Genomic DNA, 12,251 nt, shown 5'->3' with positions numbered 1-12,251 from the left:
ATGGGCTGGGACGCATCCGCCCTGCCGGACGCCCACGGACGCACGGTCGTCATCACCGGTGCGAACGCGGGCGTCGGCTACTTCACCGCGGAGCAGCTGGCGGCGGCCGGCGCCCGGGTGGTGCTCGGCTGCCGCGACCCGGAGCGCGCGGAGGCGGCGGTGTCGGCCATCCGCCGCCGCGTGCCCGGTGCCCGCGTCGAGGCGTTGCCGCTGGATGTGACGGACCGGCGGTCGATCGACGCAGCGGCGGACGCCCTCCTCGCCTACGAGCGGGTGGATGCGCTGGTGCTGAACGCGGGGATCGTCCACCCGCCGCGTACCCGGCAGACCGACGAGTACGGCAACGAGCTGGTGCTGGCCACGAATGTGCTCGGACACTTCCGTCTGGTCGCCCGCAGCATCCCGGCTCTGCAGCGGACCCCCGGATCGCGCATCGTCACGCTGGGTTCGCTGGCGTCGCGGCTCGGCCGCGTGCGTGTCGACGACCTCCAGCTGGAGCGCTCGTACACCGCGTGGCGGGCCTACGCGGGCTCGAAGATCGCGGCGCAGGTGTTCGGGTTCGAACTCGATCGCCGGCTGCGCGCGGCAGGGTCGGACGTGCAGAGCATCGTGGTGCATCCCGGCTACTCGACCTCGGGGCGGACGCCCGGAATCCGCGGCGTCAATCAGCCGTCACGGCTGAAGCGGTTCGCCGACAACCTGCAGGCGGCGTGGACGCAGGGCAAGGACGAGGGCGCGCACGCGCCGGTCCGCGCGGTGCTCGACCCGTCGATCGGCGGCGGCGACTACCTGGGGCCCGCGCTGTGGACGAAGGGCGCACCGGTGCACGCGCCGGCGACGCGCGCATCCCGTTCGCCGCGCCTCGGCGCCGCGCTCTGGCCGCTCTTCGAGCGAGCCGCCGAGCAGCCCTTCCCCCTCTGAGCCGCTTCCGCCCCCCGTCGAGTCCGCGAACTTTGCACGCTTCGGAGCCCCCGAGCGTGCAAAATTCGCGGACTCGACGGTGGGGGTGAGGGGGCGAGGGCGTCAGTCGAAGGGGACGATCGAGAGGAGGCGGTGCGTGGACGGCACTCGGGCGCGCAGCGCGTCCCGAGCGGCGGCGTAGTCGGCGCCCTCCGCCTCGATCTCCTCGATGGCGGCCTCGCGGATGATCGCCTTCGCGATCACACGACCGCCGCGGGGCATGGCGTTGTGCACCTGCAGCAGGTCGAACCCTTCGGGCACCTGCTCCTCGATGAGCGCACGGGCCGACTGCGCGTCGTCCGCCTCCGCCGTCAGCTCCTGCGTCTCGCTGCTCTGGATGAGACCGCGCACCTTCATGCCTCAACGCTAGCTGACCCCAGACCTGCCGCTGTCACGACCGGCCCGATACGGTGAAGGGATGGACTACCTCACCCAGCCCATCGATCCGACCTCCGAGAACGACCTCGCGGCGGGCGGACTCCGCCTGACCCTCGTCGACACCTCCGACCCCGCCGCGTTCGACGGCTGGATCCGCGCCGACTTCCGCGGTTTCCACAGCGAACGTCCGAAGGACGAGGTGCTGGAGGAGGCGCGCGGCTACCTGGGCCGCCGCCGCACCACCGGCGTCTACGACGACGCCATCCCCTCCCGCGAGCCGGTCGGCACCGTGAACTCCTGGGTCGCACCGCTCACCGTTCCGGGCGGCCAGCGCGTCGGCGCCTGGGCGATCAGCTCGGTCACCGTCGCGCCCACCCACCGCCGGCGCGGCATCGCCCGTGCGCTGCTGGGCGGGGAGCTGCGCGCGGCACATGCTCTCGGCGTACCGCTGGCCATCCTCACCGTCTCCGAGTCGGTCATCTACGGGCGATGGGGATTCGGCCCCGCAACGTTCGCGACCGCCTGGAACGTGGACACCAAGCGCGTGCGCTGGGCGGGCGGCGAGACGCCGGGCCGCCTGTCGTTCACCGACCCGGAGGAGTATCGCGAGACCGGCGAGCGCGTGCTCGACGCCGTGATGGCCGGCCGGCCCGGCGAGATCGGGCTGGAGCCGTACCTGGCCCACCGCCTGATCGGTCCGCTCAAGGGCAGCCCCGACGCCGACAAGTACCGCCTCGTGCGCTACGACTCCCCGTCGGGCGAGCCCGAGGGCTTCGTCTCGTACGTGGTCAAGGGCGACGACGACTTCACGCGCCACACCGTCGAGGTGAACCACCTGGCGGCCGCGACGGATGAGGCACTCACCGCCCTCTGGCGCTACCTGCTCGACCTCGACCTGGTCGCCACGGTGAAGGTGTGGACCCGCGGGGTCGACGAGCCCCTTCCCACCCTGGTCTCCGACATCCGCGGCGCGCGGGTCACCGACCTCGAGGACCACCTCTGGGTGCGCATCCTCGACGTCCCCGCAGCTCTACAGGCGCGGACGTACGAACGCGACGGCTCCCTCGTGCTCGACGTGACGGACGACCTGGGCCTCGCTGCCGGCCGCTTCCGGCTCACCGTGACGGACGGACGCGCGGAGGTCTCCCCGACCGATGACGCGGCCGATGTCACCCTGCCGGTCGCGTCCCTCGGCAGCGTCTACCTCGGGCACGGCCTGGCACGCGGGCTCGGCCTGGCGGGTCGCATCCAGGGCGACGTGGATGCGCTGGACCGCCTCTTCCGCACGGCCGTCCCGCCGCGGTTGAGCACCTGGTTCTGACGGGCGTCGCGGTCGGGTAGCCCGGAATAGCCCTTGGTTATTCCGAAATAGGGCCGCCAAACCGGAATAAGTCCCTCGTTGTTCCGGTTTCTGCCATATATTCGGAACATGGATGACGACTGGCCCGCTCACGCCGTGGAGACGGTGCCGTGGCGGAATCGCAGTGGCCGAGGATCGCGCGCCGATCGGACGCTGGCCTCGGTCGACGCGACTGTCCCACCGCTCATCGGCGGACTGGCCCTGACGAGTGACCCCGCGGCACAAGTCGACCAGGAGGGCGCCATCAGGGCGCTTGCCGAGCTGGACGCCGATTCCCGAGCGGGTGCGACGGCGATCTCGACCTTCCTGATCCGGACCGAGTCGATCGCCTCCTCGAAGATCGAGCACATCGACGCGTCGACGGAGGACTTCGCTCGCGCCCTGGCCGGTGTCCGCGCGAACAGCAGCGCCAGCGCGATGGTCTCCGCAGCGCGAGCGATCGGCGCGATGACCGCGGAGGCCGGTCGCACCGGTGTCATCTCGATGGAGTCGCTGCTCACGGCCCACCGCGCACTGATGGTCGACGACCCGGCAGAGGGCGCCTACGCCGGTCGGATGCGCGATATGCAGAACTGGATCGGCGGAAGCGACTTCTCGCCGATCGACGCCGTGCACGTGCCGCCGACTCCCGAACGCCTCGACACCCTCATGGCCGACCTTCTACACTTCGCCAACCGCGACGACGTTCCGGTGATAACTCAGGCCGCCATCGCGCACGCGCAGTTCGAGTCCATTCACCCGTTCACGGACGGAAACGGCCGCATCGGCCGCGCGCTCATCGGCGCGATCTTCCGCCGGCGCGGCCTCACCACTGTCGCCACACCCCCCATCGCCTCTGCACTTGCCGCAGAGCAGAGCCGCTACTTCGATCTGCTGACCGAGTACCGCGCCGGTCACGCCGGCCCGATCGTCCGCGAACTCGCGCGCGCGACCCGGATCGCGGCGGAGGAATCCCTCGTCTCCATCCGGGCGATCCGGGAGCTGCCGAGCGAGTGGTCGACGATGGTGACGCCCCGACCCGGAAGCGCGCTCGCGGCGCTCGTCGACGGTCTTCTCGAGCACCCCGTGTTCGACGCGGAGGCCGCCGAGGATCGCATCGGCCGCCCGACTTCGACGGTCTACGACGCGCTCGATCGGCTGGAGAAGGCGGGAATCATCCACCCCATCACCAACCGGCAGCGCAATCGGGTCTGGGCGGTCACCGCGATCATCGACGAACTCAGCGCCTTGGATCGCCGGATCGCGGGCCGCGCGGCCCGCGCCTGACTCAGTCGATCAGGTCGTGGCGCACCACGATCTGGTCGCGGGCCGGGCCGACGCCGATCGCGGAGATGCGGGCGCCCGAGAGGCGTTCCAGGGCGAGCACGTAGTCCTGCGCGTTCTTCGGGAGGTCCTCGAACGTGCGGGCGCCGCTGATGTCCTCGGTCCAGCCGGGGAACTCCTCGTAGATCGGCTTCGCGTGGTGGAAGTCGCTCTGCGAGGCGGGCACCTCGTCGTGGCGCACGCCGTCGACGTCGTAGGCGACCGCGACCGGGATGCGGTCGATGCCGGTGAGCGTGTCCAGCTTGGTGAGCACGAAGTCGGTCACACCGTTGACGCGCGCGGTGTAGCGGGCGACGGGGGCGTCGTACCAGCCGGTGCGGCGCGGACGGCCCGTGGTGGTGCCGAACTCGAAGCCGCGCTCGCGCAGGAACTCGCCCCACTCGTCGAACAGCTCGGTCGGGAACGGACCGGCGCCGACGCGCGTGGTGTACGCCTTGACGATGCCGATGACGCGGTCGATCCGGTTGGGGCCGATGCCCGAGCCGGTCGCAGCGCCGCCGGCGGTGGAGTTGGAGGAGGTGACGAACGGGTAGGTGCCGTGATCGACATCCAGCATCGTCGCCTGGCCGCCCTCGAAGAGCACGTACTTGCCCTCCTCCAGCGCCTGGTTGAGCAGGAGGGAGCTGTCGACGACCATCGGGCGCAGGCGCTCGGCGTACTCGAGCAGCTGCTCGACGACCTCGTCGACCGTGATCGCGCGGCGGTTGTAGACCTTCACCAGCAGGTGATTCTTCTGGTCGAGGGCGCCCTCGACCTTCTGCCGCAGGATGTTCTCGTCGAAGATGTCCTGGATGCGGATGCCGACGCGGTTGATCTTGTCCGCGTACGTCGGGCCGATGCCGCGCCCGGTGGTGCCGATCTGCCGCTTGCCGAGGAAGCGCTCCGTCACCTTGTCGATCGTGCGGTGGTACGAGGTGATCACGTGCGCGTTCGAGCTGACCTTGAGGCGGGAGACGTCGACGCCGCGAGCGATCAGGGCGTCGAGCTCCTCGAACAGCACCTCGATGTCGACGACGACACCGTTCGCGATGACGGGCGTGACACCCTCGGTCAGGATGCCGGAGGGGAGGAGGTGCAGGGCGTACTTCTCGTCGCCGACGACGACCGTGTGCCCGGCGTTGTTGCCGCCGTTGAACTTGACGACGTAGTCGATCCGGCTGCCGAGGACGTCGGTCGCCTTGCCTTTGCCTTCGTCACCCCACTGGGCGCCGATGATCACGATCGCGGGCACGTTTCACGTCCTCTCGGTGGTTGGAACACGTCGGCGCCACGCGGACGACCGTCGCACTCGATCCTATCGCGACCCGTAAAGTTGCACACAACTGTGCAAGAAGGGCGTACACTGGATGCATGCCCACCCCCTCCACCCGCGCACCGCGACGCGACGCCACGGCGAACCGCGAGGCCATCCTCGGAGCCGCCGCCATCGCCCTCAATGAGGACATCGACGCGTCGCTCGAGAACATCGCCGCACGCGCCGGCCTCAGCCGCCGCGCCGTCTACGGGCACTTCGCCACCCGCGACGAGCTGCTGGTCGAGGTGTTCACCCGCGGCGCACGTCGGCTCGCCGCCCTGCTCGACCCGGTGTCGCATCCCGACCCCCTCGTCGAGATCGCGCTGTTCGGCGCGACCCTCTGGGCCGAGGTCGAACATGTCCGCGTCAGCGCGGCGCTGGCCGTTCGCGGCCCGCACCGCGAGATGGTCGGCACCGCCCTCGACCCCGCGCGCGAGCGCCTCCGCGACACCGTCCGGCGCGGGATGGAGTCGGGCCGCATCCGCACCGACCTCGACCGCGAGACCACGACGCGCCTCATCGAGAACGCCGCCGTGTCGGTGCTCGACGAGGCCACCCGCGCCCGCCTCAGCCCCGAAGCCGGCCACCGCCTGGTCATGCTGGCGGGGCTCGGCGCGGCAGGGATGAGCTGGCGCGAGGCGGGCGAGCTGATCGCCTCCACCCCCGAGCTGGCGTTCACGCCCGCGGAGACGAACGACGGAGGTGCGCAGCGATGAAGGTCGTGCTCGATCAGGTCACCAAGGGAGCGGCCCTCCCGCCAACGTCCGCGACGTTCGAGACCGGCCGCGCGTCCCTCGCCCGCGCCGAGACCGAACAGCGGCCGACCGTCCTGGGGCTGATCGCCTCCGGGCGGATGCGGCCGGACGCCGGCAGCGTCACGATCGACGGCAGCACCGATTACGCCGCGATGCGCCGGAGGATCGCGCTCATCGACGCCCCCGACGTCTCCGAGCCGGCCTCCGACGTGACCGTCGCCGGCATCGTCGCCGAGGAGCTGATGTTCGCCGGGCGGGCGTCGCATCCCGTCGCGGTGTCCCGCTGCCTGAAGGAACTCGGCGCCTCCGAGTGGGCGCGCTCCTCGATCGGCACCGTGCCGCCGACCGTGCGCATCCGGCTGATGGCCGAGCTCGCACTGCTCCGGAAGGGCGTGGATGCGCTGGTCATCGTCTCCCCCGACCGGCACGGAGGCGACCCGGTCGAATGGTGGCGGTTCGCCCGCGAGCTGGCCGGCCGCGACATCGCCGTGCTCATCGTCGCCGGCGACGCCTCCGCCGCGGCCATCGCCGCCGCCTCCCTGGTCTCCCGAATGGACGAGACCGGCCCCGACACCTTTGACGAAGACCCCGGCCGGGATGACACCGACGATCTCCCGGACCTGATCGTGACCCAGCCGAATGAAGAAGGCGCATGAAGATCCCGCAGATGATCGCGGCGGAGTTCCGCCGTCTCACCGCCAGCCCGATGTCGATCGTGGCGCTCATCGCACTGATGTGCGTCCCCGTCCTGTACGGAGGCCTCTACCTGTGGGCCAACCAGAACCCGTACGCGAACCTGGACCGCATCCCGGCGGCCATCGTTGTGGATGACGCGGGCACGACCGTCGACGGCAAGACCGTCAACTACGGCGAGGACGTTGCCGACCAGCTCATCGAGGACGGCTCGTTCCAGTGGCACCGCGTCGAGAAGAGCTCCGCCGCGAGCGGGGTCGACGACTCGAAGTACGACTTCAGCATCACCTTCCCGAAGGACTTCTCCTCCGCGCTGGCCTCCGCCTCCGGCACCAGCCCGCATCGCGCGGTCGTCACGCTGACGACCAACGACACCAACAGCTACCTCGCCTCCACGATCGGCACGCAGGCGGCGGAGAAGATCCGCACGTCGATCGTCAAGCAGGTGAACGAGCAGGCTGCCAAGCAGTTCCTCGTCGGGCTCGCCGACATCCGATCCAACCTGGTCACGGCCGTCGACGGCGCGAACCATCTGGTCGACGGCAGCGCCACGGCGCAGTCGGGAGCCTCGCAGCTCGCCGACGGCACGTCGCAGCTCGCCTCCGGCTCTCAGGAGCTGTCGAGCAAGCTCGGAGAGCTGGCGTCCGGCGCCCAGCAGGTGAGCGACGGCGCGGCCCAGGTGGCCGCCGGCAACCAGCAGCTGGCCGCGAAGGCGAACGAGGCGGGTGCCGCGGCAGCCCAGATCGCCGCGGAAGCGCCCGCAGCCCAGCAGGACCTCCTGAACCGGCTGACCGCAGCAGGGGCCACGGAGGCGCAACTCGCCGAGGTGAAGGCGGTGCTCGGCGACCTCGACACGAAGGTGCAGTCCGGCAACGCGCAGATCCAGGGCGCCGTCGGTCAGATCAACCAGCTCTCCGCGGGCGCCGACCAGGTGGCCGGCGGGGCCTCGCAGGTCGCGTCCGGCTCGCAGCAGGCCGCGTCCGGCGCCTCCCAGCTGGCCTCCGGCGCCTCGACCGCCGCGAGCGGGGCAGCCCAGCTGCGCGACGGGCTGACGACCCTCCACGACGGCACCACGCAGCTGCGCGACGGACTGAAGCAGGGCGTCGACCGCATCCCGGACAACTCTCCGAGCCTGCAGAAGAAGCAGGCGTCCACCATCGCCGACCCGGTGAACCTGAAGAACGACTCGATCACCTCCGCGGGCACGTACGGCGCCGGCCTCGCCCCGTTCTTCGTCGCCCTGGCCGCGTGGATCGGCATCTACGCGCTGTTCCTCATCGTCAAGCCCGTGTCGCGACGGGCGATCACCGCGCTGCACTCGCCCGTCAAGATCACCCTCGCGGGCTGGCTCACCCCTGGGCTCCTCGGGGCGATCCAGATGATCGGGCTGTTCGCGATCGTCTCCGGCGCGCTCGGGTTCCGCATCGACAACCCGGTCGGGATGTACGGGCTGATGGGTCTGGCATCCGTCACGTTCGCGGCGATCATCCTCGCGCTCAATGTCTGGCTCGGCAGCGTCGGGCAGTTCCTCGGCCTCGTGCTGATGGTGCTCCAGCTCGTCACCGCGGGCGGCACGTTCCCCTGGCAGACCCTCCCCGGCCCGCTGGCGTCGCTACACCACGTGCTGCCGATGTCGTACGCGGTCGACGGCATCCGACAGCTGATGTACGGCGGCAACCCGGCGACGGCCTGGGCGGACGCGGGAGTGCTCGCGCTGTGGATGCTGATCGCGCTGCTCATCGCGGCGATCGGCGTGACGAGGATGACGCACTTCCGGACGCTGCGCGACCTGCGCCCGTCGCTCATCGGGTAGGCGGACCCGGAGGGGCAGCGCACCTCTGGTGGTCGGGCCGCCGCCCGCACTAGGGTGGCGGCAGACAGCACCCGCAACCGAGGAGGACGACATGGCCGATCTCGAAGTCCAGGCAGCCATCGCGCAAGCCCGGCAGGCGGCGAGCGCCGCCAGCTACGACATCCAGAAGCTGCCGGAGGACTCGATCGAGCGCCAGGCGCTGCACAACCTGGTGACGGCGGTCGACTCCATCATCGAAGCGCTCGACACCGAGTGACGTGACGGTGCCCGCGCGGCGGCGCAGGCGACGGCGTCCGGCGACGGTGGCCGGCGCTAGGGTGGCGGCGTGACCGATACGCTGCGCATCCTCCACCTCTCCGACACGCATCTGTACGGCGACGGCCGGCTGCACTACGGCATCGTGGACACACTGGCCGCGCTCGATCGCGTGCTGGCGCGTGCGTCGTCGCTCGAGGCGGTCGACCTCATCGTCGCGTCGGGAGACCTGTCCGACGACGGCTCGGCGGCGTCGTACCGGAAGCTGAAGGCGACGCTCGAGCCGTGGGCGGCCGAGCGCGGTGCGGCCGTCGTCTACGCGATGGGCAACCACGACCTCCCCGACGGGTTCGAGGAGGTGCTCGGCGCGCGCGAGACCGAGACGACCGTGCGCGGCTTCCGCGTGGTGACCGTCGACACGAGCGTGCCGCTCGCGGGGTACGGCCGCGTCGAGGAGGCACAGCTGGACCGCCTCCGCGACCTGCTCGCCACGCCGTCCGAGAGCGGGACCATCGTCGTCCTCCATCACCCGCCCGTGACGCCGACGACCGTGCTGTTCGAGTCGCTTCGGCTCGTCGACTCCCAGCCGCTGCTGGACACGCTCAGCGAGGGGGATGTGCGGCTCATCCTTGCGGGGCACTACCACCACGGCCTCCTCACGGAGGCGGGGCCGGCGGGCATCCCCGTCGTCGTCGCGCCGGCGGTCGCGAACACGACCGACGTGCTCTGGCCGGCGCCGCGGGAGCGTGCCGTGCGGGGCGCGGGGTTCGCGTGGGTGCAGCTGCCCGACGACGGTCCGATCCGAGCGCATCTGGTGTCTGCGCCGGCGCCGGACGACGGCGAGACGGTGTACGACCTGGATGCGGCCGCAATCCAGCGCATCTCCGACGACGCCGGATGGCGACGGTGACGCCCGCCGGCTACTCGGGCACACCGCTCTGGAAGAAGCTCGGGTTGAAAGCCGGGATGCGCGTGAGCGTGCTCCACGCCGATCCCGGCTGGAGCATCCCGCTCGACGGTGCACCCGAGGTCGACTGGACCGACGAGGCGCCGAGCGGACTCATCCTCGCGTTCTACCGGGAGGCGTCGGTGTTCCTCAACGAACTCGACGAGCTGGGGGAACGCATCCGTCCCGACGGGATGGTGTGGGCGGCCTGGCCGCGCAAAGCGGCCGGGCATGTCAGCGACATCACGGAGAACCTCATCCGCGATGCCGCACTCGAGCGCGGACTCGTCGACGTGAAAGTGGCGGCGGTGGACGAGGACTGGTCGGGGCTCAAGCTCGTCTGGCGGCGGATCAACCGCTAGTCGAAAGCGACGTGCTGGCGGATCCACCCGTGCATGGCGACGGCCGCGGCCGCCGACGCGTTGATGGAGCGCGTCGAGCCGAACTGCGAGATCTCGACCACCGCATCCGCCGCGGCAAGGGCGTCCGGCGACAGACCCGGACCCTCCTGACCGAACAACAGGACGCACTCCCGCGGAAACGCGAACGTCTCGATCCGGACCGACCCCGGCACGTTGTCGATCGCGATCACGGGAAGGCCCTCACCGCGCGCCCACTCGACGAACCCGGCGACATCGTCGTGGTGCACGACGTGCTGATAGCGGTCGGTGACCATGGCGCCGCGCTTGTTCCAGCGACGCCGTCCGATGATGTGGACGGTGTCCGCCGCGAACGCGTTGGCGCTGCGGACGATCGAGCCGATGTTCATGTCGTGCTGCCAGTTCTCGATGGCCACATGGAACGGGTGGCGGTGCTCGTCGAGGTCGGCGACGATCGCCTCCATCGTCCAGTACCGGTAGCGGTCGATCACATTGCGGGTGTCGCCGTGGCGCAGCAGTTCGGCGTCGTAACGCGGGTCGCCCGGCCATTCGCCCTGCCACGGACCGACACCGTTGGTCGTCAGCTCGTGCGTCGGGTTCGCCGTCTCATCCACAGGTTCAGCGTATCCACCGCGGCCGCCCGCCTCACCGCGAGAGAGGCGCGGCCCCTAAGCTGGACGCATCCGCTTCCCGGTGAAAGGGGTCCCACGTGACGCGTCGCGACGAGATCGAATGCTGGCTCACCGACATGGACGGCGTCCTCGTCCACGAGAACCAGGCCCTGCCCGGAGCGTCCGACCTCATCCAGCAGTGGCGCGATCAGGGCACCCCGTTCCTCGTGCTCACCAACAACTCCATCTTCACGCCGCGCGACCTGGCGGCACGGCTGCGCACCTCCGGCCTCGATGTGCCCGAGGAGTCCATCTGGACGTCGGCACTGGCGACGGCCGACTTCCTCAAGTCGCAGATGCCCGGCGGCACGGCCTACGTGATCGGCGAGGCCGGGCTCACCACGGCCCTGCACGAGGCGGGGTTCATCATGACCGACACGAACCCGGACTACGTCGTCGTCGGCGAGACACGCAGCTACTCCTTCGACGCGATCACCAAGGCGATCCGCCTCATCGGCAAGGGCGCGCGGTTCATCTCCACGAACCCCGACGCGACCGGACCCAGCGCGGAGGGTCCGCTGCCCGCCACAGGCGCGGTGACGGCGATGATCACCAAGGCGACCGGCCGCGACCCGTACGTGGTCGGCAAGCCGAACCCGATGATGTTCCGCTCGGCGATGAACCGTATCGGCGCGCACTCCGAGAACACGGCCATGATCGGCGACCGGATGGACACGGACGTCGTGGCCGGCATCGAGGCCGGGCTGCACACCATCCTCGTGCTCACCGGCATCAGCGACCGCAGCGAGATCGAGCGGTACCCGTTCCGGCCGGACGAGGTGCTCCGGGGCGTCGACGAACTCGTCGTGCGGGAACCCATCGAGACCGAGCTCTGAGCCGCCCGGCGCACGGACTCTGAGCTCCACCGTGGACGACGTCGCGCACATCCGCTCCGCCCTCCGCGCGGCGGCCCGCTCGGCGTGGACCGCGCTCCGTGCCGAACGCCCCTCGGAGACCTTCTACTACTTCGGTCTCTGGACGACGCCGCTCGCCCACCGACCGGCTCCGACGGCGTGCTCGCTCGAGGGTCTGGAGCTCGCGGTCGAACGGTGTCGCGCGGAGGGCGTGGCGGTGGATGCGGACGAGCTGCGCTGGGCGGTCAACGACTCCCCCTACGACCTGTTCGGCGACCGGCTGTTCGCCGAGGTCGAGCCGCTCTTCGACGCGCTCGGAGGCCCGTACGAGCGTTCTTCCGAGCTCAACGCGGACCTGCTGGATGCCATGGTCGGAGCGCTCGCGGATCTCGACGCGGAGGGGTTCTTCGGTGTGGGAGCCTCCCGTGATGCGGTGGTGCTGAACGTGACGACCCCCGGTCACGACACGGAGGCGGATCTGCTCGCGTCGGCGCGACGGATCAACCCGCCGGGCGCGCTCGTGCGGTATGAGGCCGACCTGGCGGCGCCCGGAGGCGCGGAGGGCTGAC

Annotated in this window: 14 protein-coding genes; 11 read left to right on the top strand and 3 right to left on the bottom strand. The window is 70.6% G+C overall.

Features of this window, described 5'->3' with window-relative positions; translation table 11 throughout:
- Positions 1-921, top strand: coding sequence for an SDR family NAD(P)-dependent oxidoreductase (locus tag AXZ95_RS12955; RefSeq protein WP_018192387.1), 921 nt, complete (start codon positions 1-3; stop codon positions 919-921).
- A gap of 102 nt (positions 922-1,023) precedes the next feature.
- Here AXZ95_RS12955 and AXZ95_RS12950 read toward each other — a convergent pair whose 3' ends face one another.
- On the bottom strand, positions 1,024-1,317 hold the full coding sequence (locus tag AXZ95_RS12950; RefSeq protein WP_018192388.1) for a hypothetical protein: 294 nt from the start codon (positions 1,315-1,317) through the stop codon (positions 1,024-1,026).
- Between the two features lie 61 nt (positions 1,318-1,378).
- Here AXZ95_RS12950 and AXZ95_RS12945 point away from each other — a divergent pair, with 61 nt between their 5' ends.
- Together AXZ95_RS12945 and AXZ95_RS12940 are read left to right on the top strand one after the other, a co-directional pair.
- A complete protein-coding gene (locus AXZ95_RS12945; RefSeq protein ID WP_018192389.1) occupies positions 1,379-2,659 on the top strand; it encodes a GNAT family N-acetyltransferase in 1,281 nt (426 codons plus the stop codon).
- Between the two features lie 108 nt (positions 2,660-2,767).
- On the top strand, positions 2,768-3,964 hold the full coding sequence (locus AXZ95_RS12940) for a Fic family protein (protein ID WP_018192390.1): 1,197 nt from the start codon (positions 2,768-2,770) through the stop codon (positions 3,962-3,964).
- Between the two features lies 1 nt (position 3,965).
- On the opposite strand, the gene AXZ95_RS12935 is transcribed toward AXZ95_RS12940, so the two are convergent.
- The gene (locus AXZ95_RS12935) at positions 3,966-5,252 is read right to left on the bottom strand and encodes an adenylosuccinate synthase (protein ID WP_018192391.1); all 1,287 of its coding nucleotides are present in this window, start codon (positions 5,250-5,252) and stop codon (positions 3,966-3,968) included.
- A gap of 119 nt (positions 5,253-5,371) precedes the next feature.
- Here AXZ95_RS12935 and AXZ95_RS12930 point away from each other — a divergent pair, with 119 nt between their 5' ends.
- From AXZ95_RS12930 to AXZ95_RS12910, 6 genes are all read left to right on the top strand, one after another.
- Complete coding sequence (locus tag AXZ95_RS12930) at positions 5,372-6,031, top strand: TetR/AcrR family transcriptional regulator (RefSeq protein ID WP_018192392.1); 660 nt, start codon at positions 5,372-5,374, stop codon at positions 6,029-6,031.
- Positions 6,028-6,726 carry a hypothetical protein gene (locus AXZ95_RS12925; protein ID WP_018192393.1) on the top strand — a complete coding sequence of 233 codons (699 nt, stop codon included), beginning with the start codon at positions 6,028-6,030 and terminating at the stop codon, positions 6,724-6,726. The genes AXZ95_RS12930 and AXZ95_RS12925 overlap by 4 nt, the downstream gene beginning before the upstream one ends.
- Positions 6,723-8,576 (top strand): YhgE/Pip domain-containing protein, encoded by a 1,854-nt coding sequence (locus AXZ95_RS12920; protein WP_018192394.1) that lies wholly within the window; start codon positions 6,723-6,725, stop codon positions 8,574-8,576. The genes AXZ95_RS12925 and AXZ95_RS12920 overlap by 4 nt, the downstream gene beginning before the upstream one ends.
- Positions 8,577-8,667: 91 nt before the next feature.
- Positions 8,668-8,832, top strand: a complete 165-nt coding sequence (locus tag AXZ95_RS19625) for a hypothetical protein (RefSeq protein WP_018192395.1) — start codon at positions 8,668-8,670, stop codon at positions 8,830-8,832.
- Positions 8,833-8,901: 69 nt separating this feature from the next.
- Positions 8,902-9,741 (top strand): metallophosphoesterase, encoded by an 840-nt coding sequence (locus AXZ95_RS12915; RefSeq protein WP_018192396.1) that lies wholly within the window; start codon positions 8,902-8,904, stop codon positions 9,739-9,741.
- Positions 9,729-10,139, top strand: coding sequence for a DUF3052 family protein (locus AXZ95_RS12910; RefSeq protein WP_018192397.1), 411 nt, complete (start codon positions 9,729-9,731; stop codon positions 10,137-10,139). The genes AXZ95_RS12915 and AXZ95_RS12910 overlap by 13 nt, the downstream gene beginning before the upstream one ends.
- Here AXZ95_RS12910 and AXZ95_RS12905 read toward each other — a convergent pair.
- Positions 10,136-10,771 carry a TrmH family RNA methyltransferase gene (locus tag AXZ95_RS12905; RefSeq protein ID WP_018192398.1) on the bottom strand — a complete coding sequence of 212 codons (636 nt, stop codon included), beginning with the start codon at positions 10,769-10,771 and terminating at the stop codon, positions 10,136-10,138. The two genes, AXZ95_RS12910 and AXZ95_RS12905, sit on opposite strands and share 4 nt — an antisense overlap.
- 95 nt (positions 10,772-10,866) lie before the next feature.
- On the opposite strand from AXZ95_RS12905, the gene AXZ95_RS12900 reads away from it, so the two are divergent.
- Together AXZ95_RS12900 and AXZ95_RS12895 are read left to right on the top strand one after the other, a co-directional pair.
- Positions 10,867-11,664: an HAD-IIA family hydrolase gene (locus AXZ95_RS12900; protein ID WP_018192399.1), complete on the top strand. Its 798-nt coding sequence runs from the start codon at positions 10,867-10,869 to the stop codon at positions 11,662-11,664.
- Between the two features lie 31 nt (positions 11,665-11,695).
- A complete protein-coding gene (locus tag AXZ95_RS12895; protein WP_018192400.1) occupies positions 11,696-12,250 on the top strand; it encodes a DUF4303 domain-containing protein in 555 nt (184 codons plus the stop codon).
- The last annotated feature ends 1 nt before the right edge of the window (position 12,251 follow it).

Origin of the sequence: Leifsonia sp. 115AMFTsu3.1 (assembly GCF_004362795.1) — a bacterium.
Classification (GTDB): Bacteria; Actinomycetota; Actinomycetes; order Actinomycetales; family Microbacteriaceae; genus Leifsonia.
This window is presented reverse-complemented; position numbering and strand designations above follow the sequence as displayed.